The sequence below is a fragment of the Dickeya lacustris genome (assembly GCF_029635795.1).
Classification (GTDB): domain Bacteria; phylum Pseudomonadota; class Gammaproteobacteria; order Enterobacterales; family Enterobacteriaceae; genus Dickeya; species Dickeya lacustris.
Map to the genome: position 1 here is coordinate 3,847,768 of NZ_CP114280.1, position 26,083 is coordinate 3,873,850.

Sequence of the window (26,083 nt, forward strand, 5' to 3'; positions counted from 1 at the left end):
GGTTAGAGTTGGAAATCACTCAGGTCATCGGCATTGATTTCGGCATCAATCTGCCCGACCAGATAAGAACTCACTTCGACCTCTTGTGGCGCAACCTGTACGTTGTCAGAAACCAGCCAGGCGTTGATCCATGGAATTGGATTGGTGCGGGTTTCAAATGGCAGCGGCAAGCCGACAGCCTGCATGCGAATATTGGTGATGTACTCGACATACTGGCAGAGAATATCCTTGTTCAATCCAATCATTGAACCATCACGGAACAGGTATTCAGCCCACTCTTTTTCTTGCTGTGCGGCCAGTAAAAACAGGTCATAGCACTGTTGCTGGCACTCTTCTGCTATTAGCGCCATTTCCGGGTCATCTTGACCGGCACGCATCAGGTTTAGCATATGCTGAGTACCGGTGAGATGCAGCGCTTCGTCACGCGCAATAAGCTTAATTATCTTGGCGTTGCCTTCCATCAGTTCGCGCTCGGCAAAGGCGAAAGAGCAGGCGAAACTGACATAGAAACGGATCGCTTCCAGCGCGTTCACGCTCATCAGGCACAGGTAGAGCTTTTTCTTCAGTTCATACAGGCTGACCTGTAATGTTTTGCCGTTCACCTGATGTGAGCCTTCGCCCAGCAGATGGTAGTAGCTCGTCAGTTCTATCAACTCATCGTAAAAACCGGAGATGTCTTTTGCGCGTTTGAGGATCTCTTCGTTGGTCACGATGTCGTCGAAGACAATCGACGGATCGTTGACGATGTTACGAATAATATGGGTGTAGGATCGGGAATGAATGGTTTCCGAAAATGCCCATGTTTCCACCCATGTTTCCAATTCGGGTATGGAGATGAGTGGGAGTAATGCAACGTTGGGGCTACGGCCTTGAATAGAATCCAACAGGGTCTGGTATTTTAAATTGCTGATAAAAATGTGTTTCTCGTGTTCCGGTAGCCCCTGGTAATCAATGCGATCGCGGGAGACATCCACTTCTTCAGGACGCCAGAAGAACGAAAGTTGTTTCTCAATCAGTTTTTCAAAAATTTCGTATTTTTGTTGATCGTAGCGCGCGACATTAACCGGCTGGCCGAAAAACATCGGCTCCAGTAGTTGGTCGTTTTTGTTCTGTGAAAAAGTGGTATAGGCCATGGTCTCTCCAAACACAGTCACAGCAACCCGCAGGCAATGCCGTTAAACCGCTGATTCATCGGGGCGGGTTGCACCAGCGTCACCGGTGGTGGCGACGAGGGCGACATAACAGACGTTATCTGCCGGGCGCGCTTTGGCAGCGCCCCGGCACGGTATGCAAACGCGTTGGTGTTAGATCTTACACGCGCCGCTTTCGCAGCCATCATCCTGCGAGGCGCTATCGAGCAGGTCATCTTGCGCATCTTCTGCGCCATCTCGCGTGTTTTGGTAGTACAGCGTTTTCAGCCCGAATTTATACGCTGTTAGCAGGTCTTTGAGCAACTGGGTCATCGGCACTTTTCCTGATGGGAAACGCGCCGGGTCATAGTTGGTGTTCGCCGAAATCGCCTGATCGATAAATTTCTGCATCAGACCAACCAGTTGCAGGTAGCCATCGTTAGACGGCATATCCCACAGCAATTCATACGCGCCTTTTAGCGTTTCGTACTCTGGCACCACCTGACGCAAAATACCGTCTTTAGAGGCTTTGACGCTAATATGACCACGCGGAGGCTCAATACCATTGGTGGCGTTGGAGATTTGCGATGAGGTTTCCGACGGCATCAATGCTGACAGTGTGGAGTTGCGCAGGCCATAGGCGGTGATGTCTTTACGCAGTGTTTCCCAGTCATAATGCAGTGGTTCATTGCAGATCTTATCCAGATCGCGCTTATAGCTGTCTATTGGCAGAATGCCCTGGGCATAGGTGGTTTCGTTAAACCACGGGCAGGCGCCTTGCTCGCGCGCTAACTGGTTAGACGCTTTCAATAAGTAGTATTGAATGGCTTCAAAAGTGCGATGTGTGAGGTTATTGGCGCTGCCATCGGAGTAACGGACGCCATTTTTCGCCAGATAATAGGCAAAGTTGATAACCCCAATCCCCAGCGTACGCCGCCCCATGGCACCGCGTTTGGCGGCCGGAATCGGGTAGTCCTGATAATCGAGCAGGGCATCAAGGGCGCGCACCGCCAGCACCGCCAGATCGTCAAGTTCGTCCAGCGAGTTGATTGCACCGAGGTTAAATGCCGACAGGGTACACAGCGCAATCTCGCCGTTCTCGTCGTTGACGTCTTCCAGCGGCTTGGTTGGCAGCGCAATTTCAAGGCACAGATTGGACTGACGTACCGGTGCGACCAGCGGATCAAACGGGCTGTGGGTGTTGCAGTGGTCAACGTTCTGAATATAGATACGGCCGGTAGAGGCGCGCTCCTGCATCATCAGCGAGAACAACTCTGCGGCTTTGATCTGCTGCTTGCGGATACTGTTGTCCTGCTCATATTTGACGTACAGGCGTTCGAATTCGTCCTGATTGTTGAAGAACGCATCGTACAGACCCGGCACGTCGGACGGGCTGAACAGCGTGATATCGCCGCCCTTCACCAGACGCTGATACATCAGCTTGTTGAGCTGAACGCCATAGTCAAGATGGCGCACGCGGTTGCCTTCCACGCCACGGTTGTTTTTCAGTACCAGCAGGCTTTCGACTTCCAGATGCCATAACGGATAAAACAGTGTCGCCGCGCCGCCGCGTACCCCGCCCTGAGAACAGGATTTCACCGCTGTCTGGAAGTGTTTATAAAATGGAATACAGCCGGTGTGAAACGCCTCGCCACCGCGAATCGGGCTGCCCAGCGCGCGAATTCGGCCAGCATTAATACCAATCCCTGCGCGCTGCGAAACATATTTGACGATGGCGCTTGAGGTGGCATTGATAGAGTCCAGGCTGTCGCCACATTCAATCAAGACACAAGAACTAAACTGGCGTGTCGGGGTGCGCACGCCGGACATAATCGGCGTCGGCAGCGAGATTTTAAAAGTGGAAACGGCGTCATAAAAACGCTTAACGTAATCCAGCCGGGTTTCACGGGGATAACCGGAAAACAGGCAGGCGGCAACCAGCACATACAAGAACTGGGCGCTTTCGTAGATGTCACCGGTTACGCGGTTTTGTACCAGATATTTCCCTTCCAGCTGTTTTACCGCAGCATAAGAGAAATTCATGTCACGCCAGTGATCGATGAAAGCGTCCATTTGGGTGAATTCTTCTTCCGTGTAATCTTCCAGCAAATGGCGGTCGTACTTTGCCATTTCGACCATTTTCACCACATGGTCGTACAGTTTCGGCGGTTCGAATTGACCGTAGGCTTTTTTGCGCAGATGAAAAATCGCCAGACGCGCAGCCAGATACTGATAATCCGGGCTATCGCGGGAGATCAGGTCAGCGGCGGCTTTGATAATGGTTTCGTGAATGTCGGCAGTTTTAATACCGTCATAAAACTGGATATGGGAACGCAGTTCAACCTGAGAGACGGAGACATTGTGTAACCCTTCTGCCGCCCAGGTGATAACCCGGTGGATTTTGTCCAGATTGATGCGTTCTTTGCTGCCATCGCGTTTGGTAACAAGCAGACTCTGATTCATGTGGCGTAGTACCTGTTTTTTGACACGAGTTTTGTCGTTTTGGCCGCCCCGTTTTTCTATTCAGCAAAAATGCAAACAAAAAAAATAGTGCTTTCTGTTAGAAGTAAACACTATATATAGGGGGTGGGTCGGATTTTGATAACAAGATAATGTGAAAGTCCGGGCTTTGCAAGTGAGCAAAATCCGGCTCGGTTGTGGATAACATGAGAATAAATCGGACGAGCCCCAGCTACCACGGGGGTTCCTTATCATGTCAACGGCAAGGCAGAAAAAATAAAAAAATTGATCGTTCGTCGGTTTCTTATCCGACCGGCCACTGTTTGGATTAACCAAAACCGTGTTTTGATCAATTTATTCGGAATAGTCTGGCTTTGGCAGGGTAATCAGCATGAATCTTACGCTATTCGTAGCTGAAAATATAATCGGCGAGGCTAAAAAAGCCAGTGGTATCGCCACTGGCCTGTTGTACGGTGACAGCCTGTTGATAAGTGCGTAAGGCTCGGTTTTGGCGCTTATTCCGGTTTCGGGTACTGGGTGTGTAGCATGTAATTGACGTCAACATTAGCCCCAAGACGGAAGCGGTCTGACAGCGGATTGTAGTGTAAGCCGATGATATGGCGTTCACGTAGCGGCGTCATATCGACCCAAGACAGCAATTCAGCCGGACGGATGAATTTTTTGGCATCGTGGGTGCCGCGCGGCACGATATTGGTCAGGTATTCAGCGCCGACAATCAGCATCAACCAGGCTTTGGTATTGCGGTTGATGGTGGAGAAGAACACATGGCCGCCGGGTTTGACCAGCCGTGCGCATGCCAGCACCACTGAACGTGGGTCAGGAACGTGTTCAAGCATTTCCATACAGGTGACGACATCATATTTTTCGCCATGGCTGTCAGCGTGCGCTTCGACGGTTTCCTGCACGTAGTTAACCTCAACGCCGCTTTCCAGCGCATGCAGCCGGGCGACCTGTAACGGTTCACTGCCCATATCCAAACCGGTAACATGAGCGCCTTCCCGCGCCATGCTCTCAGCCAGAATGCCGCCGCCGCAGCCAACGTCTAATACGTGTTTAGCAAAAATACCGTCGGCGCGCTCGATAATGTAATTCAGACGCAGTGGATTGATGCGGTGCAGCGGTTTGAATTCGCCTTCCAGATCCCACCAGCGTGAGGCCACGGCTTCAAATTTGGCGATTTCGTCATGATCGACATTTAGCGCACGGTGCGGCGTGGTGTCGCTCTCATCGGTATGGATGGCCTTTGTGTTCATGGAGATGCTCACTTTTTTCTGTGATCTGTGTTTGTTTTCGTTCGTGTTCATTAACGCGCAACGTAGGCGAGTATAGCGAGCCGCAAGGCGATGTTGTAGCAGCTTACCGTTGTGCGGTTGCAAGACACAGGGTTGATGCATCGCCCATCTGCAAACATTCGCCCCGCTAACACGGCCTGAAACGTGAAAGAAACGCCAAATACCCGCCAGTAATCGGGTACGGCGTTTCCCCTGAAACCCCGGTTTGTGATATCATTTTCCACCTTTTAAAATCGGGCAGAAATAGAGGGATAGCGGCTCCATGAGCGACCTAGCCAGAGAAATTACACCGGTCAACATCGAAGAAGAGCTGAAAAGTTCATATCTGGATTATGCCATGTCCGTCATCGTCGGGCGCGCGTTGCCGGATGTTCGCGATGGCCTCAAGCCGGTACACCGCCGCGTGCTGTACGCGATGAGTGTGCTGGGGAACGACTGGAACAAGCCTTATAAGAAATCGGCCCGTGTGGTCGGGGACGTTATCGGTAAATACCACCCGCACGGCGACAGCGCGGTGTATGACACCATTGTGCGTATGGCCCAGCCATTTTCACTGCGTTATATGCTGGTGGATGGGCAGGGTAACTTCGGTTCCATCGACGGGGATTCCGCTGCGGCGATGCGTTATACCGAAGTGCGCATGTCAAAAATTGCCCACGAGTTACTTGCCGATCTGGAAAAAGAGACGGTGGACTTTGTGCCAAACTACGATGGCACGGAGCAGATCCCGGATGTGATGCCTACCCGCATTCCAAACCTGTTGGTCAACGGTTCATCCGGTATTGCCGTCGGGATGGCGACCAACATTCCGCCCCATAACCTCACTGAAGTGATTAACGGCTGTCTGGCCTATATCGATGATGAAAATATCAGCATCGAAGGGTTGATGGCGCATATTCCTGGGCCCGATTTTCCGACGGCGGCCATTATTAATGGCAAGCGCGGCATCGAAGAAGCTTACCGGACTGGCCGAGGCAAAGTGTATATCCGTGCGCGCGCCGAAGTGGAAGCCGATGCCAAATCGGGTCGTGAAACCATCATCGTGCATGAAATCCCTTATCAGGTGAACAAAGCACGACTGATAGAAAAGATTGCCGAACTGGTCAAAGAAAAGCGCATTGAGGGGATCAGTGCGCTGCGCGATGAGTCTGACAAAGACGGTATGCGTATCGTCATTGAGATTAAACGCGATGCGGTCGGTGAAGTGGTGCTTAACCATCTGTATGCCCAGACGCAAATGCAGGTGTCGTTTGGCATCAATATGGTGGCGCTGCACCAGGGCCAGCCGAAATTAATGCCGCTGAAGGATATTTTGGCCGCATTTGTGCGTCATCGCCGTGAAGTCGTGACGCGCCGCACCATTTTCGAACTGCGCAAAGCGCGTGAGCGGGCGCATATTCTGGAAGGGCTGGCGATTGCGCTGGCGAATATTGACCCGATTATTGAGCTTATTCGTCATGCATCAACACCAGCTGAGGCTAAAACCGCGCTGATTGCGCAGGCGTGGCAGCTTGGCAGCGTTTCCGCCATGCTGGAACGTGCCGGTGATGATGCGGCTCGCCCGGAGTGGCTGGAGCCGGAGTTTGGTATTCATGATGGGTACTACCATCTTACCGAACAGCAGGCGCAGGCGATTTTGGATCTGCGTTTGCAGAAACTGACCGGCCTGGAACATGAGAGGCTGCTTGATGAATATAAGGAACTGCTGGCGCAGATAGCCGAGTTACTGTTTATTCTGCGTAGCCCCGAGCGCCTGATGGAAGTTATCCGTGAGGAGTTGGTCGCGATTCGTGAACAGTACAACGATCCTCGCCGCACAGAGATTACGCATAACAGCGCTGACATCAACATCGAAGATTTGATTAACGAAGAGAACGTGGTCGTCACGCTGTCGCATCAGGGTTATGTCAAATACCAACCGCTGAGTGATTACGAAGCCCAGCGTCGTGGCGGGAAAGGGAAATCTGCCGCGCGCATCAAAGAAGAAGACTTCATCGATAGGCTATTGGTAGCGAATACCCACGACACTATCCTGTGCTTCTCCAGCCGTGGCCGTCTCTACTGGCTGAAGGTTTATCAACTGCCGGAAGCAAGCCGTGGCGCGCGTGGACGTCCTATCATCAACCTGCTGCCGCTGGAGCAGGATGAACGCATCACTGCGATTCTGCCGGTACGCGAGTACGAAGAGGGCATGAATGTGTTCATGGCGACGGCGAGCGGTACGGTCAAGAAGACCGCACTGACCGAGTTTAGCCGCCCGCGTAGCGCCGGGATTATCGCCGTGGGTCTGAACGATGGCGATGAGTTGATTGGTGTTGACCTGACGGATGGCAGCAACGAAGTGATGTTGTTCTCTGCCGAAGGCAAGGTGGTGCGTTTTTGCGAATCAGCGGTGCGTACCATGGGCCGTACGGCGACCGGGGTGCGCGGCATCAGTTTGCAGAATGATGATCGCGTGGTATCGCTGATTGTGCCGCGAGGCGAGGGCGACATTCTGACCGTCACGCAAAACGGTTTTGGTAAACGTACCGCTGTAAGCGAGTACCCAACCAAATCCCGCGCCACCAAAGGCGTTATCTCCATCAAGGTCAGCGAGCGTAACGGTAACGTGGTGGGGGCGGTGCAGGTTGATACCGCCGATCAGATAATGATGATCACCGATGCCGGCACGTTAGTGCGTACCCGTGTTTCCGAAGTCAGTATTGTGGGACGCAATACTCAAGGGGTGACACTGATTCGTACTGCCGAAGATGAGCAGGTTGTCGGCTTGCAGCGCGTCGCCGAGCCGGTAGAGGATGACGAACTGGATAGCGTTGTCCCTGTCGATGGTGAGTTACCGCAAGAAGAGTCTGATGAACCGGAGGCCGATGACGAGACACCGGCTGATGATGAATAATTCTTCTTCATTGATATTGATGGGATGAATGCCAAAGCCAGCGCCTGATGCGCTGGCTTTTTTTATGGGGGGCCGTTAGTGTATGGCGGTTCTATGCGTTTTTCCGTTCTGTTAACCTTTACGGTATGCCTTTAAAAGTGACTGTCTCTTTTCAAACGACTCTCAAAATTTCCCGGTATTTATTCCGGGGGCTGGCGTTACTTTTGTGGATGCTGGGGGCGCTGCTGTCGATTTTCGTGATTAATGGCGCGCTCAAACAGCAGGAATCACACCTGCGGCAGATCTTCTCCCTTAATGCGGAACAGTCATTAGGTTACATTCGCCATGCCACCGAGGTGGCGCGTGAGCTGCGTTATCTGGCGGCGAACCGTTTTAGCGCATCGCTTTCGTTGCGTAATAAACCGGGCCTGAGCAAAAACGCGCCTGCGGCCATTTATCCGCTTTCGCCCACTTTTGATTGCAGCCAGCAATATGAAAAAAATCCGGCTCAGTTGGCCCTGTTGAGCCGTTTTTTTGATCAATGGCATGAGGATTTCTCTTCAGTTTATGACCTGAATCGAGTTTTCTTTTTAGATAGCAGCCAGCAGTGCATCGTGGATTTTGGTATCCGTAATCAGTCGCTGGATAGCGACAGTTTGCTCAAAAGCGTTCAGGAGCATTTGCAGAATCAGAAATCAACCGGTGCAGGCATGCGGCGTGAGGATAGCCTGTACTGGGTGGTGCCCGGTTTGACGCAAAACACCGGATATCTGTATGCCTTGATGCCGGTTTATGTCGATAACCATTTGATAACGATGATGGGAATCGAACAGACAATACGACTTGACGATTTGGTATTGAATACGGATTTACCCTTCAGCCTGCGCTTACTTGACCAGAACGAACATGTGCTATTGCAGGTTATCGATAGTCGTTCCGGCAGCGTGCCCAGCCATTATCCCGAATCCAATAATTATTTTGGCTATAGCGACGGTTTCAGCGCGCTATTAATGAAAAAGCCGCTGCCACCGACATCGATGAGCGTGGTCTATTCGTTGCCGCTGGATGTGATGCTGGCCTCGCTGAACGGTTTATTGATGAATATGGCATTGCTGAATGTGGCGTCCGCGCTGTGCCTGTTTCTGTTTACCCGGTTGTTTGAGCGCCGAATTTTCCTGCCCGCAGAGCGTAATGCGTTTCAGATTGAAGAAAACGAGCAGTTCAACCGAAAAATTGTGGCTTCCGCGCCCGTTGGGATCTGCATTTTACGTATTAGCGATGGCACCAATATTCTCAGTAATGAGCTGGCACATAATTATTTGAGCCTGCTTACCTATGAGGATCGCATGCGTCTGGTGCGTATTATTTGCGATCAGCACTCTAAATCGCTGGATGTGGTGACAGCGCGTAATCACCATTTGCAAATCAGCTTTGTGCATTCACGCTATCGAAATGAGAATGTCGCCATTTGCGTATTGCTGGATGTCAGCACCAGGGTACGCATGGAAGAATCATTACAAGAGATGGCAAATGCCGCTGAACAGGCGAGCCAATCGAAATCGATGTTTCTGGCGACGGTCAGCCACGAACTGCGCACGCCGCTGTATGGCATTATCGGTAATCTGGATTTATTGCGAACGAAATCACTGTCATCGGATGCTAACCGTCTGGTTGGCGCGATGCAGAACTCCTCTGCGCTGTTGCTAAAAATCATCAGCGATATTCTGGATTTCTCAAAAATTGAATCGGAGCAGTTGAAAATCGAACCCGGCGAATTTGCGCCACGGGAAGTGATTAACCACATCGTTAGCAACTATTTACCGTTAGTCGTGAAAAAACGCCTGACATTATATTGCTATATCGACCCCAACGTGCCGGTTAGCCTGATGGGGGATGCCGTACGTTTACAGCAAGTGTTAAGCAATTTGCTCAGTAATGCGATTAAGTTCACGGATACGGGATGCATTGTGTTTCAGGTGGTGTGTTCTCAGGATGGCTACCTGCTGTTCAAAGTGCGTGATACCGGTGTTGGCATTGATACGCGCGCGGTAATGAAACTGTTCGACCCCTTCTTTCAGGCTGGCACCGGAGTGCAGCGCCATTTTCAGGGCACCGGGCTTGGTCTTGCGATTTGCGAGAAACTGGTCAATTTAATGGACGGCGATATCACCATTGACTCAGAACCCGGTCTTGGCAGTGAGTTTGCGGTGCGTATTCCTCTTTATCATGCGCGTTATCCCAAGCCATCATCGGCAGAGGCGTGGCGCGGTAAAGTGTGCTGGGTACAGGTGCGTAATGCGCTGATGGAGCGTTACCTGTTTACCTTGTTGCAAGGCATGGGGATTGAGGCACGGCGTTATGATGAACGTAGCCTGAGTAACGGCGAAGATGTGTTGATTGTTGATACGCCGGTAACGTCGGCGGGTAACATGCGCGCATGTATTGAACTGAGCGGAACACAGGCGGGGGCAGCACAGGAGCGTCAGCCGGGTTACTGGTTGCACAGCACCGCCGCTCCCCACGATTTGCCATTACTGTTACAGCGCATCTACCGTGGCGAAGAGGCTTTACCGGCAACGCTACCCGCCTCGCCACTGGCGACCTATAGCCGTTCGGAAAATGAGGGCGTGCGTGTTTTGGTGGTGGATGATCATCCGATTAACCGGCGCTTGCTGGCCGATCAACTCGGTTCGCTGGGGTATCAGGTGATAACGGCCAATGACGGGCTGGATGCGTTGGATGTGCTGGCGAAGAACCCGGTAGATATCGTGCTTACCGATGTGAATATGCCGAACATGGATGGCTACCGCTTTACTGAGCGCCTGCGTGAAATGCAGCTCACTTTCCCGGTCATTGGTGTTACGGCGAATGCGCTGGCCGAGGAGCGGCAGCGTTGCCTGCAGGCCGGGATGGATAATTGCCTGTCAAAACCCGTCACGCTGGATACGCTGCAACAATCGTTGGCGTACTACAGCAATCTGGTGAAACAAAAGGCGGCGACATCAGGGGAGTAATGGCATTGTTGGTAAACACTGGCGGCGAGGCATCGCGCGCCAGTTTTATCCTGCGCCAGGCGATTATTCTTTATCGGACGGAGGGGAAATACCGACAGATGAAAGGTAATTAAGCAGCGCGATATCGTTATCAACGCCCAGTTTAGTCATGGCTGACTTTTTCTGACTGCTGATGGTTTTGATACTGCGGTTTAGTTTCCTGGCAATTTCCGTGACTAAGAAACCTTCGGCAAACAGGCGTAATACTTCGCTCTCTTTGGGTGACAGGCGTTTATCGCCATAACCGCTGGCACTGATCTTTTCCAGCACTTTAGTGACGCTTTCAGGCGTAAATTTCTTACCTTTTTGCAGGGCGGCCAGCGCTTTAGGTAAATCGGTCGGCGCGCCTTGTTTTAGCACAATGCCTTCAATATCCAGCTCCAGTACCGCACTGAGAATGGCCGGGTTATTGTTCATTGTCAGCACAATAATCGACAGGTGCGGAAAGTGGCGCTTGATATATTTAATCAGCGTAATGCCATCGCCATATTTATCGCCCGGCATGGATAAATCGGTGATAAGAACATTGGCATCCAGTTTGGGAAGGTGATTAATCAGGGCTGTCGAGTCTTCGAATTCACCAACCACATTGATCCATTCAATTTGTTCAAGGGACTTCTTGATGCCAAACAGAACAATAGGGTGATCGTCTGCAATAATTACGTTTAAGTTACTCATTGTTTTTTACTCGTCGTGTTGACCACCGAAATGCAATAGCACACTGACAAAATGGTCGATCTGCTGGAGATTGGCCTCTATTTGTGTTCTATCCTGGGTGGTAATAAGCTTTTCCAGCGCTTCACATAACTGCCTGCCGGGGTGAAGGTTCAACATGGCAAAGACGCCTTTCAGGCGGTGCGCCGTTTGCGCAAGTGATAAAAAATCGCCATCCTGAGTTTCAGTATATAGCCTCTTTATGTCCTCCGGTACTGTCTCTACAAACAACGAATAGTAGTCACTGCTGTGTAACTGCCGCACGTAAACGCCGATATCGTCGTGCTCTTCGTCTGTCGTATCATCGGTATCGGTATCAAGTTGCTGCTCGATGAGTTTCAATAAACCATCTTGCAGCAACTGGCTGATATTGTAGTTGGTGCGCAGTCGGCGGTGTCCGAGCGGCACCCACTGCATGTCGTCACAGGTGACGAGCAGCGTGTCTTCGTCCACTCGGGTCGGATCATCCGTGATAGTGATTTCAGCAGACTGATTCACCAGCCTTTCATCATATACCACCACGTTAGCTCCCCATTGCGTGACCTGGCGGTTAACGATAGTGCGCACCTCATCGGATGTAATATTCAAAAGTAGCGTGATGTCGTCCAGAAGTTTCTCTTCTTCTTCTACGGGCTGCGCAGCCATGTCCATTTTCAGCGTCAGGGTGTATTGCGTGCCAAGCCCCGGGCGGCTGTTTATCTGCAATTGACCACCCAGTTTGTTACAAAGCTGATTGCACAGAAATAGGGTTAATCCTGAATTTTGCCGGAAACGATCGGACAGCGGCGTAGTCGCGAACGGGTGCATGAGATTGTCGCGCTCCAGGCCAGAGATTTCCGTACCGGTATCGTTGATTTTTATCACCACCTGTTCAGGCGATTGACCAGCAGGCTCGCAAGAGACAGTAATCTTGCCATAATCGGTATTGGTTATCGCGTAATCCAGCAGCAGTGACAGCGTTTTTCGCAGGAGTTCACTATCGCCAAGATAGGACTGGCGCGGATCAAGCTGGTAGTGGTTAAACAACGCCAGCCCTTTTTGCTGAATACGGGGCAATAACTCCAATAACAGGTCGTCAAGCAGTGTTAACGGTGAGAACGGCTCATGCACCAAATGCCACTCGCCGGTTTCCAGATGTGCTTGCAGGGCGATGTTTTCCATCAACCGAATGGCGCTGCTGGCTTCGATAATCAATGACTGAATGACTTTTTGCTGCTCTGGCGTCGCTTCCGCCTGCCGCAAAGAGAGCGCTAACTGATGAACGGCAGATAAAGGATGCTTAAACTCTTGGCTGAGGTGGCGAAACAGTCGCTTGCGCACGGCGATATTCTTATCGATTTCCCGCTGGGCGAGCTGTAATTTCCGGGTGATTAAAATTTCCTGGTCTTGTTCACGCAATAAGAACAGGCACAGCGCAGGGGTATGCTGGCTGTGGAAAACGCGCACCTCATACATTTCGTTATCGACGGTCGCCTGAATCAGCCCCTGATGTTCTTCGGCAAGGGTGGCGATTTTCTTCAAACTCAAATGCGGATAAAGACGTTCAGCCAGCGTATTGGCGACCGCCACTTTATTATTATCAAAATCATAAACCAGTACGCCAACCGGTACGCGGTTGACAATATCGTCGTACATCTGTTGTTGCGATTTCAGATGATGAGAAAGATCGTCCTTCGGACGCGCATGATAACGGCGCAACGCATATGCACCGCTGAGAGCAAGCAGCAGTAATGCCAGACTAAAGCCGATACTCCAGATATTCCTGCGCAGCATTTCAGCGATAAGCTTATCGAGCGGAACGACATACACCAGCTTGATGGGCGCATTCATTAATTGAGCGGAAATTTCCAGTAATCCGCCCTCACGGCGGATTTCAGTTGGAATGTCGTTATCATTATCTACGTTCACCGGCGGCAGTTGTTGGCGCAGGATGAAATTTTCCCGGGGCAGATGGCTTGGGATCAGATCGTTAATCGATAAATCAAAGGCAATGACGGTCGCCAGATGGCCGGGCTGATTGAACGTGGTACGCAGGGTAAAATAGTAGTCATTGTAAAAGCGTAATTTGCGCAGTGCCGAGAAACTTTCCCGCTCATCGAGCGTATTGGCTTGCTGCAACATTTCTGTTTTGCGCGTTTCGACTATCGATGACAAATAGCTGCCGCGTAGCGGTGACGAAATATCTTTCAACGGCTGGGTGGAAACCATGGTGAGGCTGTTGTCCTGCCCGTTAAGGTAATACATTGAATAGATATCGGTTTTTGCTCCCCAGAGTACATCCAGATACTGTGAGATGCGGTGCATCGCGGTTAATGTGGTTTTATCGTGTTGGCCAAAAATGAGCGCATCCGTCTTGTGGTTACTCTTTTCAGCATAAAATACGTTAGGTATCAGTGTGATGAGGTTGACATTGGTGCTTTCAGGTTGAATCGGGTCAGTAATAAGGTTTTTATAGATTTGGTCGGTAAAAAAGCGATAGGCATCAATGCGTTTTTGCATCCCTTCGGCAATATCCGTTAGCGCAGATTTTTTTTCCGTCATCCAGCAATTGACGTAGTTATAGCCGTAAGAGCCTATCGCTAACAGAAGGAGCAGGATGAATAACAGGAAAAAACGCATGATAGCCGCAGGCATGAAATCAGGCTCCAGATGAACGGTTTAATCGGTGGTGAGTGAGCGCTAACCGGCATGACCTCTCCGGCAACAGCGGGTTTTCGAGGTGCGGGCTGTCACATGCCGGGCCGGGAATGGGTCGGCTGCTAGCGCCGCAGTCTGTTGGTTCCGTGCGTTTTGTCGAACGTTGTCACCCATTCGCTCCTTTCAGCACAGCTCCACGCGATACCCGGCAACGCTCACCGCTAGCGCACATTCAGGTGGTCTTTTTACCACAATTGCCGTGATTTATCGAAGTGTGATACGTGTCGATGTTAACGAAAGCGACAAAACGCTGTCCTTGATAGCCCCCTGTTGGGCACGGTTGCGGTATAACGCCGAAGACATAAAAAAAGCCGGGCAAGCCCGGCAGGTAACTAATGACAAAGCAGAATGAGGAAATTTGATGACAGCAGGGAAATTCTAGGGGGGCGGCGTGGCGAACTTTTGTCACTTAATGCTAATTGAATCGCCTGCGGATTCATTTTGTGCGGTGCGTATTTTTCTGGCGAGCGGCATTCCCGTTTGAATTGCTATCACGCTAATCGCTTTTTTTTTCCATCGCGAGCCCCGTATAATTCCTCACTTTCAGTTAGGCTATGGGGTGAATGTGCTGCAATTCTCAGACCTGCTGCATCAAATGCATCAGGCACTTAGTGAGCCTTTACCCGTTCGGACGGGTTTTTATGCCATTACGCTGACCTTTCCGGATAGCGGGGAACTGCTACCGTGGCTGGCGGCGCAATCGGTGTATCCGCAATTTTACTGGCAGCACCGTCAGGATGATGAAGAGGCCGCCGTTTGTGGGCAGGTGCGCGCCTTTGACGATATCACGCAGGCGAATGCCTTTTTGCAACGTCACGACGTAGACGACAGCGTGCGTATCTGGGGGATAAACGCCTTTGATCAATGCCCACAGACGCCGGAATTGGCGGTGGCCCGGCTGTTTGTGCCGCGAATCGCACTGTTACGTCAGGGGCGGCGTGTGCGTGTGCGGCTGAATCTGTTTAGTGAAACGTCATTGGCCGACGATGTGCAACTGGCACAGACGTTTTTGCGCCAGCTACAGCCCGCGCAAATGTTGCCGCCGTTGCAGACACGTATCGTGTCAGCGCAGCATTGTCCGAACCGCGAGCAGTGGGGCGCGATCTTGGCGCAGGCGCTGGCAGAGATAACCGCAGGCAGGCTGGAGAAAGTGGTGCCGGCTCGTGCTACCTCATTGACGCTCAATGAGCCGCTGCGAGCAACCACGCTCATGGCCGCCAGCCGTGCGGCGAATCATCGCTGTTATCATTTTATGCTGGCGCTGGCGCCTGAACAGGCGTTTCTGGGATCGAGCCCTGAGCGGCTTTACCGACGGCGATATCACCGGCTGGAGACGGAGGCGCTGGCGGGGACGGTTGCCAGCCATCCCGATGAAACAGTGGCGGCACAGTTAGCCGACTGGTTGATGAATGATGTAAAAAACCAGTGCGAAAATATGCTGGTGGTCGATGATATTTGTCAGCGTTTGCATGAGGTTGCGCAAACGCTGGATGTAATGCCGCCTGAGATTATCCGCTTGCGTAAAGTACAGCATTTGCGCAGAACGATTCAGGCGACGCTGCGGGCGATTGATGATGAGGTCTGTTTACGTTTGCTACAGCCTACAGCGGCGGTGGCTGGCTTGCCACGCCGTCCGGCGCGGGATTTTCTTGCCCGGTACGAGCCCTTTACGCGCGGCTGGTATGCCGGGTCTGCCGGATACCTGTCCCGGCAGCAGTCCGAATTTTGTGTGGCGTTGCGCTCGGCTAACGTGAACGCGCGCCAGCTGACGTTATATGCCGGGGCAGGGATTATTGCGGCATCAGACCCTGAGCAGGAATGGCAAGAATTAGACAATAAAATCGCCGGTTTGAAATCGCTGTTTGACGGCGACATGTCATAAGGTCGTTATTTTCGATAACCTTTTTGTTACATCAAGAGTGGCGAAAAATACGCAAAAATCCGATGATGGGTGAGGCCCGCCGACATCATAACGCGCTGTAGCGGCTGTCGGTGGGCATTATGGATGTCACTGCGGTGACGTCATTTTTAATGATCCCTTTATGGCAAAAGTACACGGCAATATTCGTTGTTACTGGTTTACATCATGGTTTACATCAAAGTTGGCCGGATGAAAAAAAATATAATAATTGCCACAACCCGCAACCGGAGTTGTTGAGTCGAACATGTCCACACATATTTTTAATCGCCGATGGGCGCAGGTGCTTTTTGAAGTGCTGAGTCGCCAGGGTATTCGCCACGTTTGTATCGCGCCTGGATCGCGCTCAACTCCCTTGACACTGACTGCCGCCACACACGCGGCGCTGCAATGCCATACCCACTTTGATGAGCGCGGGCTGGGGCATCTTGCGCTTGGGCTGGCGAAAGCCTCTGGTGAGGCGGTGGCGATTGTCGTGACGTCCGGCACGGCGACCGCCAATTTGTACCCGGCGATTATTGAAGCCGGTTTGACCGGTGAAAGGCTGGTCGTGCTGACGGCCGATCGCCCGCCGGAGATGATTGATTGCGGCGCTAATCAGGCCATTCGCCAGCCGGGAATGTTTGGCGCTCATCCCGCACACGCGCTGAATTTGCCTCGTCCTACACCGGATATTCCGGCGCGCTGGCTGGCGGCAACGCTCGATAATGCGTTAAGCGCACTGCGCCACGGCGTGTTGCATGTCAACTGCCCCTTTGCCGAGCCGCTCTATGGTGAGGACGATCCGCTCGCATTTCAGGATTGGCTCGGCGCGCTCGGTGATTGGTGGCAGCAGCAAGAACCCTGGTTACAGGGCGACAGCCGTGATGTCGCGCTACGGGTACAGCCGGACTGGCCGCAGTGGCGGCAGCGTCGCGGTGTGGTTCTTGTTGGACGGGTCGCCGCGCACGAGGGTGAACGGATAGCCGCCTGGGCGCAGACACTCGGTTGGCCGCTGATAGGCGATGTGCTGTCGCAGACCGGCCAGCCGTTGGCCAGTGCAGATTTGTGGTTGATACACCCAGAGGCTCAGGCGTTGCATCAGGCGGAGATAGTGGTGCAATTTGGCGCCAGCCTGACCGGTAAGCGCGTATTACAGTGGCAGACAGCGGTAGCACCGCAAGAGTATTGGTTGATAGACCGGCTGCCGGGGCGACTTGACCCGGCGCAGCACCGTGGTCGCCGCTTGGTTGCCGCACCTGATGACTGGCTGGCGGCGCACCCGGCCCCGTCACCGGCGCAGCCTTGCTGGGCACCGGCGGTTCAGGCTTGCGCCGGGCGCGTTCGTCAACAGGTCGCGCTAAGGTTGTCTGCGGGGTTTGGCGAGGCTCAACTGGCGCATCGCGTCGCCGCGTTGCTCCCGCCGCATGGGCAGTTTTTTGTCGGCAACAGCCTGGCCATCAGGCTGGTGGATGCGCTGGCCTGCCTGCCTGCGGGGTATCCGGTGTATGCCAATCGCGGTGCCAGCGGCATTGATGGCCTGTTATCGACGCTGGCCGGGGTGCAGCGCGCCACGGCTCGCCCTACGCTTGCTATCGTTGGCGATGTGTCGGCGCTGTATGACCTAAACAGTCTGGCGCTATTACGCCAGGTTCCTGCGCCCTTGGTGCTGATTGTCGTTAATAATGATGGTGGCCAGATTTTCTCGCTATTGCCGACGCCTCTGGCGCAGCGAGAGGCTTTTTACTGTATGCCGCAGCATGTTGATTTTCGCCATGCCGCCGCGCTGTTTGGCCTGCGTTATGCGCGGGCGCAGGATTGGCAAGGCGTAGAGGAGGCAGTGGCGAGCGGCTGGCAACACGGCGGCGCCACCTTGCTTGAGGTGGTGGTAGAGCCCAAAGCGGGCGTGGAAACATTGAAGCAATTGCTGGCAGCGGTGCCGTCATGGTAGGCAATCTATGGTAGGTCATGAATGGTAGGTCATGAATGATAGGTCATCGCATCGGCACCGCGAAACCGGGGCAGCCTTGGCTGGTGATGCTGCACGGTTTGCTTGGCAGCGCACAGGACTGGCAGCCGGTGTTGCCGTACTTTGCCGACTGGCCTGTCCTGCTGATTGACTTACCCGGCCACGGTTCGGCCCGGCAATGTGGCGCGCAAGGGTTTGCACAGATTAGTGAGCAATTGTGCGTGCAGTTATCCGCATGGTCGATTGATAAATATTGGCTGCTGGGGTATTCGCTCGGCGGGCGTTTGGCCATGTATCACGCCTGCTATGGCGACACCTCCGGCTTGCAAGGGGTGTTGATTGAGGGCGGCCATCCGGGGCTTGAGGGCGATGACGAACGCATGGCGCGCCGTCAACATGATGCCGGATGGGCAAGGCGCTTTCGCGAGCAGCCCCTTGAACATGTGCTGAACAGTTGGTATCAGCAACCGGTGTTTGCGGCATTACCGCCTGACCAGCGAGACCGGCTGGTGGCACTGCGCCGTGGAAATGACGGTGCGGCTATCGCGGCCATGTTAGAGGCCACATCGCTTTCTCGTCAGCCTTATCTGGTGCCGTTATTGCACCATTTGCCGATGCCGTTGGGATACCTCTGCGGACATCAGGACACTAAATTTCAGGCGCTGGCGGCGCAGCATCATTTTGTGTTGCTTGACGTTGCCCGCGCCGGACACAACGCTCATCAGGCGAATCCATCGGCTTATGCAGCACGTATTCGCCAGTTTATTTCGTATCCCGAAAGGAAGATTGATTATGCTTTATCCCAGTGAAGAACAGCTTTACGCACCGGTTGAATGGCACGATTGCAGTGGCGATTTTGTCGATATTCTCTATCACAAATCCATTGACGGTATGGCGAAAATTACTATCAATCGCCCGCAGGTGCGTAACGCTTTTCGCCCGCAAACTGTCAAAGAGATGATGCAGGCACTGGATAATGCTCGTCATGACGAAGGCGTCGGGGTGATTATTCTGACCGGTGCCGGTGACAAAGCCTTTTGCTCCGGCGGCGATCAAAAAGTGCGTGGCGATTACGGCGGTTACAAAGATGACAGCGGCGTACATCATCTCAACGTGCTGGATTTCCAGCGCCAAATTCGCACCTGCCCGAAGCCGGTGGTGGCGATGGTGGCGGGGTACTCGATTGGCGGCGGCCACGTGCTGCATATGATGTGTGATTTGACGATTGCGGCGGATAACGCCATGTTCGGCCAAACCGGGCCGCGAGTCGGATCGTTTGACGGTGGCTGGGGCGCGTCCTATATGGCGCGTATTGTCGGCCAGAAAAAAGCCCGTGAAATCTGGTTCTTATGCCGTCAGTATGATGCGCAGCAGGCGCTGGATATGGGGCTGGTCAACACGGTTGTGCCGTTGGCGCAACTGGAGCGTGAAACCGTGCGCTGGTGCCGTGAAATGCTGGAAAACAGCCCGATGGCGCTACGTTGTCTGAAGGCGGCGTTGAACGCCGATTGTGATGGTCAGGCGGGGCTACAGGAACTGGCGGGTAACGCCACCATGCTGTTTTATATGACTGACGAAGGGCAGGAAGGCCGCAATGCGTTCAATGAAAAACGCCAGCCCGATTTTAGCAAATTTAAGCGGAATCCCTGATGCGCCACGCAACGCTTTATCGCTATAGCGTACCGATGGAGGCGGGCGTGGTGCTGCGTAATCAGCGCCTGAAAAGCCGCGAGGGGGTGATTGTGCATCTGCAAGATGGCCCGCGCGAAGGCTGGGGGGAAATTGCCCCCCTGCCGCTGTTTAGCCCGGAAACGCTGGCGCAGGCGCTGGAAACCGCGCAAGCGCAATTACAGCCTTGGCTTACCGGGGAAACACCGCAGGCCGCGTGGTGCGAAAGCGGTGTCGCATCGGTTGATTTTGGGCTCAGTTGCGCATTCGCCGAATTCGATGAGGCTCTCCCGACCGCAGCGGATTACCGCAAAGCGCCGTTGTGCAGCGGCGACCCGGATGAGTTGTTTGCCATGTTGCAACACCTGCCTGAGCAGGTGGCAAAAGTCAAAGTCGGGCTCTATGAAGCGGTGCGCGATGGCATGATAGTCAACCTGCTGCTTGAGGCGTTGCCTGCGTTGCGGCTGCGTCTTGATGCGAACCGTAGCTGGACACTGGCGAAGGCACAAGGGTTTGCCCGTTATGTGAATCCGGCCTATCGCTCACGTATTGCTTTTCTGGAAGAGCCTTGCAAGACCCGTGAAGAATCACGCGATTTTGCGCGCGAAACCGGTATCGCGATTGCCTGGGACGAAAGTGTGCGCGAACCCGGCTTTGAGGTCGTAGCCGAGCCGGGCGTGGCTGCCATTATCATCAAGCCGTCATTAACCGGCAGTCTGGCGCGCTGCCAGAAACTGATTGCGCAAGCACATCAGCTTGGTTTAACGGCGGTTATCAGCTCGGCGATTGAGTCCAGTCTGGGGTTGAGTCAACTGGCGCGTGTGGCTCACTGGCTCACGCCTGAGACTGTGCCGGGGCTGGATACGCTGGATTTGATGCAGGCTCAGGTGGTGCGTGCCTGGCCGGGCAGCCCGTTACCGTTATTGACGGCGGCGCAACTGGAGCGGGTATGGCAGGGCTGAATAATTGGCCGTGGCGCGGTTGGGCTGCCTCACAGCCGATGGCGCCAGCGCTGATGGATGACGCGCGGGTTTGGTCATGGCAACAGCTGGCAAGCGAGATTGCCAGCTTGAGCGAGGCTTTTATCCGTCAGGGCGTTTGCCCTGGCATGGCGGTGGCGCTGCGCGGAAAAAACAGTACCGATATGCTGTTGTGCTATCTGGCGCTGATGCAGTGCGGCGCGCGCGTATTGCCGCTGAACCCACAGTTACCGGACAGGTTGCTGGCCGATTTGCTGCCTTCGCTGAACATCGAGCGGGCGTTGTGCCTGGCAGGGAGGGACTGGCCGCAGGATATTGTCACGCTCTGCTGGCCTTTGCCTGCGTCGTCCGAACGGCTGCCAACTGCCCCGTTAGTCTGGTCATACCAACGGTTGGCGACCTTGACGTTGACGTCTGGCTCCAGCGGGATGCCTAAAGCGGCGGTACATACGTTTGATGCCCATGTTGCGAACGCCGAGGGCGTGGTGCAACTGATGGCGTTTGGTGCGGGCGACCGCTGGTTGCTGTCATTACCGCTGTTCCATGTCTCCGGGCAGGGTATCGTCTGGCGCTGGCTGGTGGCCGGTGCGACGTTGGTTATCCGGCCACAGCAACCGCTGGAGGTGGCATTGCGTGCTTGTACTCATGCGTCGCTGGTGCCCACTCAGTTGTGGCGATTATTGGCGCAAAGCCAGTCTCCTGTCAGTCTGCGCGCGGTCTTATTGGGCGGTGCCGCTATCCCGGTTGAGTTAACGTGTCAGGCAGAGGCTCGCGGTATCCGTTGCTGGTGCGGTTATGGGCTCACGGAGCTGGCCTCAACGGTATGCGCTAAACGGGCCGATGAGCACCCCGGCGTCGGTTTACCACTGCCAGAGCGCGAAATACAGCTGGACGGCGAGGAAGTGCTGTTGCGTGGCCGCAGTCTGGCGGCTGGCTATTGGCAAGACGGCAGACTGGTCTCCATAACCGATAAACAGGGCTGGTTTCATACGCGCGATCGCGGGCAATGGGACGGCCAACAGTGGCGGATATTAGGACGGCTGGATAACCAGTTTTTTAGCGGCGGGGAAGGGGTGCAACCGGAGGATGTTGAAGCGGTATTGCTCACTCACCCGGATGTCACTTATGCCTGCGTGGTGCCGGTTGATGACCCGGAGTTTGGGCAGCGGCCCGTGGCGGTCGTGGAGGTAGAGCGCGCGCTTGCGCTGCCTCATCTGGTGGAGTGGTGCCAGACGCGATTGGCCGGTTTCCAGCGCCCGATAGCCTGTTACCTGTTACCTGAGTCGCTTAAAACCGGCGGCATCAAAATTTCCCGGCAGCAGGTAAAAACCTGGGTTGAGCAGCAGTACCGTACATCGGCTGCCCGCTAACCCGAGCCGCCTGCTGGCGAATGCGCCTAAATCGATAGGTTATTTACGCTATCGGCGGCGGCGGATTGCAGTAAAATTCATGTTAACATCGCGGCGTTGTCTGCATTTAACCCGAGCTTTGCCAGAAAATCATTCAGGTGAAAACGGCCTGAACGGGTGAGCTCTCATTGTCTTTAAGGATAGTTGAAATGAAAAACTGGGGTATTGCTTGTGCGGGAAGTCTGCTGTTGGCGACGGTTTCTGCTCATGCTATTGGTCTGTCTGGCGAAACCGGGCGTGATTATGTCGGCGCTGGAGCCAGTATGGGGCTCGGTATTCCGGGGTTGTCAGGTAATGTTGGCTGGGGCCACGATCAAAAGCACAGCAATGATATCTATAGCGCGGGCATGGATTACACCTTTGCGCTGAGTAATGCGTCGCTGAAAGTGGGGGCGAAAGGGCTGTACATGAACCAGAACCACTTCCAGGACGGCTATGGCGTCGCGCTGGGCGGCGGCCTGCAAGTGCCGGTCGCCAGCAGCGTATCGCTGTTTGGCGAAGGCTATTACTCGCCTGATGCGTTCTCAAGCCATGTCGATCACTATGTTGAAGCGCGCGGCGGCGTGCGCTGGCAGCCGCTGCGTCCGCTGTCGCTGGACGTTGGTTATCGCTATATCAATATGGCCGCCAGCGAGCGCGGTAACGACAATAAAGTCGCCGATACCGCGTATGTCAGCATGGGGCTGAATTTCTAAGCAGGGCGTGTCCCTGTGGCTGAAGTCAGACGGCAAGGCGAAGCGGGCTTTTACGCTCGCCTTGTCGTGGCGCGGTCATCAGGCGGGCCGCATCAGGCGTGCTGACTTCATTGCCAATGACAACATAACCAGGCGGTATTTCAGTCAGAGAAGGGCGTGTTTAACACGCTTTTCGTGTTTTTTAGCACCGGTGTTTTGGGCGGTATCAGTGAACGAATGTGCGTGAAACCATCATAAGGAGTCATACGGATGCTTAGGGTTGAGATGTTATGTACCGGCGATGAAGTGCTGCATGGCCAGATTGTGGATACGAATGCCGCTTGGCTGGCGGATTATCTGTTTTCTCAAGGCGTGCCGATGACCAGTCGCATGACGGTGGGTGATAAGCTCGAAGAACTGGTTGCGGCATTAACCGAGCGTAGCCAGATAGCCGATGTGTTAATTGTCAATGGCGGTCTTGGGCCGACCAGTGACGATCTCAGCGCGCTGGCGGCAGCGACAGCAGCCGGAGAAACGCTGGTCGAACATGCCGAATGGATAACCCGTATGGAAGCGTTCTTTGCCGAACGTGGCCGGGTGATGGCAGACAGCAACCGCAAACAGGCCCAACTGCCCGCCAGCGCTGAATTGGTGGATAACCCGGTCGGTACTGCGTGTGGTTTTGCTATGCAATTCAACAAGTGTCTGATGTTTTTCACCCCTGGCGTACCGTCTGAATTCAAAGTGATGGTGGAGCAACAGATAGTGCCGCGATTACGCGCGCGCTTTGCCGTTGCTGATGCGCCGCTGTGCCTGCGTCTGACCACCTTTGGCCGCTCGGAAAGCGATTTGGCAAGCCAGCTTGATAGCCTGCCGCTGCCGCCAGACGTGGTGCTAGGCTACCGCTCTTCCATGCCGATTATTGAGCTGAAGCTGACCGGCCCGGCGGCGCGGCGGCGCGAGATGGAGCAGGCGTGGCTCACCGTGCGTGAGGTTGCCGGAGAACACGCGATTTTCGAGGGCACCGAAGGGTTGCCAGCGCAACTGGCACGCCGCCTGCGTGAGCGCGGGCTAACGTTGTCCGTCAGTGAAGATTTCACCGCTGGTCTGTTGTGCTGGCAACTGCGCAGCGCCGAGGTCGGGCTGTGGGGCGGTGAGTTGATGGTCACGCCTGAGCGCGTAACGTTGCAGCAAGCGCTTACCCATACCCGTGAGCTGGCCGTGCGCTACCATACGGCGCTGGCGCTCTATGTTGGCCGGGCTGATGAGGGCGTGCTGTCGCTGGCGCTGCATACGCCGCAGGGGACGTTTGGCCAGACTATTCAGTTAAATGCGCGCCGTTATAGCCAGAAAACCGCGCAGGATGTGGTCGCTATGTTAGCGATGAATATGGTTCGACGCTGGCTGAATGGCTGGCCGGTATCCGGCGCGCATGGCTGGGTGAACGTGCTGGAAAGCGTATAAGCGAGCAAGACGCAATAACCGGGGCTCGCAGCGGGCCCCGGTGTGCGCGATGTGGGAAAATCAGTACAGCAGTGAGTAGAGCTGACGGCGATAGCGTGCCGCCAGCGCATCCCCTGTGCCCAGGGCTGCCATAATATCCAGCAGCGTCTTGCGCGCAGTGCCGTCTGCGGCCGCCAGATCTTTTTTCAGTAACGTCATCAACAGCTCCAGCGCCTCTTCGTTGCGGCTAACCTGATGCAATTGCAAGGCCAGTTGAACCGCCAGTTCAGCGTTATCCGGCTGTGCGGCTAACTGTTGCTGTAACTGCTGAATTTCCGGTGTGTCCGCCGCCTGTTTCATCAACTCGATTTGCGCTACCAGACCGTGGTAGCGGGTGTCTTGATCTTGCAGCGGGATTGCCGCCAGCAGCGCTTGCGCTTCATCAATACGGTTTAACTGAATCTGCACTTCAGCCAGCAACAGCGCGATATCGCTACGTTTGCCGTTCAGTTGAAACGCGTCTTTTAACAAAACCGCCGCGTCTTTTAATTGGTTATCCTGAATTAACTGCTGCGCCTGCGCCAGTTTCAGGTCTTCCGGTTTAGGTAAGAACTGCTGGAGCAGATCCCGAATGACTTCTTCGGGTTGTGGCCCCTGGAAGCCGTCTACCGGCTGGCCGTCTTTAAACAGATAAACTGTCGGGATGGCGCGCAGACCGAACTGAGCGGCAACATGGGCTTCGGCATCACAATCGACACGCGCTAAAAGGAACTGACCGGCATATTCTGCGGCCAGTTTGTCCAGCATAGGGCTCAGTTGCTGGCAGTGAGGGCTACGCTCAGACCAGAAATAGAACAGCACCGGGGTCTGCATGGATTGCTCCAGTGCCTGACGCAGCGTGCTTTCGTTGATATCAATCACAGTGGCGTGTTGTTCTAGCATGTCATTCTCTCTTGGCCATTTTGACCATAAATGGGGGCGATAGGCGTCGCTTCAACCCCGGATCAGGATTTCGTTCTCAGCAGGGCATCGAGCACGACGCCAGGCAGCAAGCGGCGTAATACCGTGATGCCGTGTGCCAGTAACGTCACCGGATAGCGCAGTTTCGGGCGAGGGCTCTCGAGCGCGTGAATCAGTTTGGGCATCACCGCTTGCGGCGGTAGCGTAAAACGGCTGGCGATACCCGGATTCGTGACCGGTTTATCCTGCTGTGTTTGATTCACGTTGTGTGTAAATTCGGTGCTGATAGGGCCCGGTTCAATCAGTGAAACGCACAGCCCACTGCCGTGCAGTTCCATCCGTAAGGCGTCAGACCAGGCTTCCAGCGCATATTTACTGGCGGCGTAAGCCCCGCGACCCGGCGTGGAGATTAACCCCATGACGGAACTGGTCTGAATGATCCGGCCCTCGCCGTGCGGCAACATCGCCGGTAATAGCAACTGGGTTAACTGATGCGTGCCAAACAGGTTGCTGGAAAATTGTTGCTCCAGCTGTTGGCGAGTGATGGTGTTGAGCGGCCCGTAAAGACCGTATCCGGCGTTATTAAACAGGCCGTAAAGACGGTTGCCCGTCAGCGCAATCACCACATCGGCAGCCTGCCTGACGCTGGCGCTGCTGTCGAGATCCAGGTCAATACCTTCAAAGCCCAGAGAGTTCATGCGCGCGACGTCCTGATGACGACGGCATGCCGCTAACACACGATAACCGCGCTGTTGCAGCGTGTGGGCGGCAAGTAAGCCAATACCGCTGGAGCACCCGGTGATCAAAACTGCTTTTTGCATAACTTTACCTAACGAAAACG

17 protein-coding genes are annotated in these 26,083 nt (G+C 54.2%); 10 read left to right on the forward strand and 7 right to left on the reverse strand.

Annotated elements, in window-relative coordinates; all coding sequences use genetic code 11:
* Positions 1-2: 2 nt before the first annotated feature.
* The 3 genes from nrdB to ubiG form a co-directional block, all read right to left on the reverse strand.
* A complete protein-coding gene (gene nrdB, locus O1Q98_RS17400; RefSeq protein ID WP_125258734.1) occupies positions 3-1,133 on the reverse strand; it encodes a class Ia ribonucleoside-diphosphate reductase subunit beta in 1,131 nt (376 codons plus the stop codon).
* 171 nt (positions 1,134-1,304) lie between these two features.
* Complete coding sequence (gene nrdA, locus O1Q98_RS17405; RefSeq protein ID WP_125258735.1) at positions 1,305-3,593, reverse strand: class 1a ribonucleoside-diphosphate reductase subunit alpha; 2,289 nt, start codon at positions 3,591-3,593, stop codon at positions 1,305-1,307.
* Positions 3,594-4,105: 512 nt separating this feature from the next.
* The gene (gene ubiG, locus O1Q98_RS17410; RefSeq protein WP_125258736.1) at positions 4,106-4,864 is read right to left on the reverse strand and encodes a bifunctional 2-polyprenyl-6-hydroxyphenol methylase/3-demethylubiquinol 3-O-methyltransferase UbiG; all 759 of its coding nucleotides are present in this window, start codon (positions 4,862-4,864) and stop codon (positions 4,106-4,108) included.
* Positions 4,865-5,165: 301 nt separating this feature from the next.
* On the opposite strand from ubiG, the gene gyrA reads away from it, so the two are divergent.
* Both gyrA and rcsC read left to right on the forward strand, forming a co-directional pair.
* Entirely contained in the window at positions 5,166-7,799 is a 2,634-nt protein-coding gene (gene gyrA / locus O1Q98_RS17415; RefSeq protein WP_125258737.1) for a DNA topoisomerase (ATP-hydrolyzing) subunit A, read from the forward strand.
* 125 nt (positions 7,800-7,924) lie between these two features.
* Positions 7,925-10,792 (forward strand): two-component system sensor histidine kinase RcsC, encoded by a 2,868-nt coding sequence (gene rcsC / locus O1Q98_RS17420; protein WP_125258738.1) that lies wholly within the window; start codon positions 7,925-7,927, stop codon positions 10,790-10,792.
* 63 nt (positions 10,793-10,855) lie between these two features.
* On the opposite strand, the gene rcsB is transcribed toward rcsC, so the two are convergent.
* Positions 10,856-11,509 (reverse strand): response regulator transcription factor RcsB, encoded by a 654-nt coding sequence (gene rcsB, locus O1Q98_RS17425; protein WP_125258739.1) that lies wholly within the window; start codon positions 11,507-11,509, stop codon positions 10,856-10,858.
* A 6-nt stretch (positions 11,510-11,515) separates the two neighbouring features.
* Positions 11,516-14,179 carry a phosphotransferase RcsD gene (gene rcsD / locus O1Q98_RS17430; protein WP_125258740.1) on the reverse strand — a complete coding sequence of 888 codons (2,664 nt, stop codon included), beginning with the start codon at positions 14,177-14,179 and terminating at the stop codon, positions 11,516-11,518.
* A 622-nt stretch (positions 14,180-14,801) separates the two neighbouring features.
* On the opposite strand from rcsD, the gene menF reads away from it, so the two are divergent.
* From menF to O1Q98_RS17470, 8 genes are all read left to right on the forward strand, one after another.
* Complete coding sequence (menF, locus tag O1Q98_RS17435; RefSeq protein ID WP_125258741.1) at positions 14,802-16,124, forward strand: isochorismate synthase MenF; 1,323 nt, start codon at positions 14,802-14,804, stop codon at positions 16,122-16,124.
* Between the two features lie 283 nt (positions 16,125-16,407).
* Positions 16,408-18,090: a 2-succinyl-5-enolpyruvyl-6-hydroxy-3-cyclohexene-1-carboxylic-acid synthase gene (gene menD / locus O1Q98_RS17440; protein WP_125258742.1), complete on the forward strand. Its 1,683-nt coding sequence runs from the start codon at positions 16,408-16,410 to the stop codon at positions 18,088-18,090.
* A 35-nt stretch (positions 18,091-18,125) separates the two neighbouring features.
* Positions 18,126-18,917 (forward strand): 2-succinyl-6-hydroxy-2,4-cyclohexadiene-1-carboxylate synthase, encoded by a 792-nt coding sequence (menH, locus tag O1Q98_RS17445; protein ID WP_125258743.1) that lies wholly within the window; start codon positions 18,126-18,128, stop codon positions 18,915-18,917.
* A complete protein-coding gene (menB, locus tag O1Q98_RS17450) occupies positions 18,901-19,758 on the forward strand; it encodes a 1,4-dihydroxy-2-naphthoyl-CoA synthase (RefSeq protein ID WP_125258744.1) in 858 nt (285 codons plus the stop codon). Before menH ends, menB begins: the two co-directional genes overlap by 17 nt.
* Positions 19,758-20,738, forward strand: a complete 981-nt coding sequence (menC, locus tag O1Q98_RS17455; RefSeq protein WP_125258745.1) for an o-succinylbenzoate synthase — start codon at positions 19,758-19,760, stop codon at positions 20,736-20,738. The genes menB and menC overlap by 1 nt, the downstream gene beginning before the upstream one ends.
* A complete protein-coding gene (gene menE, locus O1Q98_RS17460; RefSeq protein WP_125258746.1) occupies positions 20,726-22,126 on the forward strand; it encodes an o-succinylbenzoate--CoA ligase in 1,401 nt (466 codons plus the stop codon). The genes menC and menE overlap by 13 nt, the downstream gene beginning before the upstream one ends.
* Before the next feature lie 188 nt (positions 22,127-22,314).
* Positions 22,315-22,860 carry a YfaZ family outer membrane protein gene (locus O1Q98_RS17465; protein WP_125258747.1) on the forward strand — a complete coding sequence of 182 codons (546 nt, stop codon included), beginning with the start codon at positions 22,315-22,317 and terminating at the stop codon, positions 22,858-22,860.
* 249 nt (positions 22,861-23,109) lie between these two features.
* Entirely contained in the window at positions 23,110-24,303 is a 1,194-nt protein-coding gene (locus O1Q98_RS17470) for a nicotinamide mononucleotide deamidase-related protein YfaY (protein WP_125258748.1), read from the forward strand.
* Positions 24,304-24,363: 60 nt separating this feature from the next.
* Here the strand turns inward: O1Q98_RS17470 and O1Q98_RS17475 are convergent, their stop codons facing one another.
* Both O1Q98_RS17475 and O1Q98_RS17480 read right to left on the reverse strand, forming a co-directional pair.
* On the reverse strand, positions 24,364-25,224 hold the full coding sequence (locus O1Q98_RS17475) for a thioredoxin family protein (protein WP_125258749.1): 861 nt from the start codon (positions 25,222-25,224) through the stop codon (positions 24,364-24,366).
* A gap of 62 nt (positions 25,225-25,286) precedes the next feature.
* The gene (locus tag O1Q98_RS17480) at positions 25,287-26,063 is read right to left on the reverse strand and encodes an SDR family oxidoreductase (RefSeq protein WP_125258750.1); all 777 of its coding nucleotides are present in this window, start codon (positions 26,061-26,063) and stop codon (positions 25,287-25,289) included.
* Positions 26,064-26,083: the final 20 nt, after the last annotated feature.

What these genes read in the sequence shown, in the direction of transcription:
- menE (WP_125258746.1), top strand. Translation starts at nt 20,726, where the DNA reads ATGGCAGGGCTGAATAATTGGCCGTGGCGCGGTTGGGCTGCCTCACAG.
- O1Q98_RS17475 (WP_125258749.1), bottom strand. Translation starts at nt 25,224, where the DNA reads ATGCTAGAACAACACGCCACTGTGATTGATATCAACGAAAGCACGCTG.
- ubiG (WP_125258736.1), bottom strand. Translation starts at nt 4,864, where the DNA reads ATGAACACAAAGGCCATCCATACCGATGAGAGCGACACCACGCCGCAC.
- O1Q98_RS17465 (WP_125258747.1), top strand. Translation starts at nt 22,315, where the DNA reads ATGAAAAACTGGGGTATTGCTTGTGCGGGAAGTCTGCTGTTGGCGACG.
- nrdA (WP_125258735.1), bottom strand. Translation starts at nt 3,593, where the DNA reads ATGAATCAGAGTCTGCTTGTTACCAAACGCGATGGCAGCAAAGAACGC.
- O1Q98_RS17470 (WP_125258748.1), top strand. Translation starts at nt 23,110, where the DNA reads ATGCTTAGGGTTGAGATGTTATGTACCGGCGATGAAGTGCTGCATGGC.
- rcsD (WP_125258740.1), bottom strand. Translation starts at nt 14,179, where the DNA reads ATGCCTGCGGCTATCATGCGTTTTTTCCTGTTATTCATCCTGCTCCTT.
- menD (WP_125258742.1), top strand. Translation starts at nt 16,408, where the DNA reads ATGTCCACACATATTTTTAATCGCCGATGGGCGCAGGTGCTTTTTGAA.
- rcsB (WP_125258739.1), bottom strand. Translation starts at nt 11,509, where the DNA reads ATGAGTAACTTAAACGTAATTATTGCAGACGATCACCCTATTGTTCTG.
- rcsC (WP_125258738.1), top strand. Translation starts at nt 7,925, where the DNA reads ATGCCTTTAAAAGTGACTGTCTCTTTTCAAACGACTCTCAAAATTTCC.
- O1Q98_RS17480 (WP_125258750.1), bottom strand. Translation starts at nt 26,063, where the DNA reads ATGCAAAAAGCAGTTTTGATCACCGGGTGCTCCAGCGGTATTGGCTTA.
- nrdB (WP_125258734.1), bottom strand. Translation starts at nt 1,133, where the DNA reads ATGGCCTATACCACTTTTTCACAGAACAAAAACGACCAACTACTGGAG.
- menC (WP_125258745.1), top strand. Translation starts at nt 19,758, where the DNA reads ATGCGCCACGCAACGCTTTATCGCTATAGCGTACCGATGGAGGCGGGC.
- menB (WP_125258744.1), top strand. Translation starts at nt 18,901, where the DNA reads ATGCTTTATCCCAGTGAAGAACAGCTTTACGCACCGGTTGAATGGCAC.
- menH (WP_125258743.1), top strand. Translation starts at nt 18,126, where the DNA reads ATGATAGGTCATCGCATCGGCACCGCGAAACCGGGGCAGCCTTGGCTG.
- gyrA (WP_125258737.1), top strand. Translation starts at nt 5,166, where the DNA reads ATGAGCGACCTAGCCAGAGAAATTACACCGGTCAACATCGAAGAAGAG.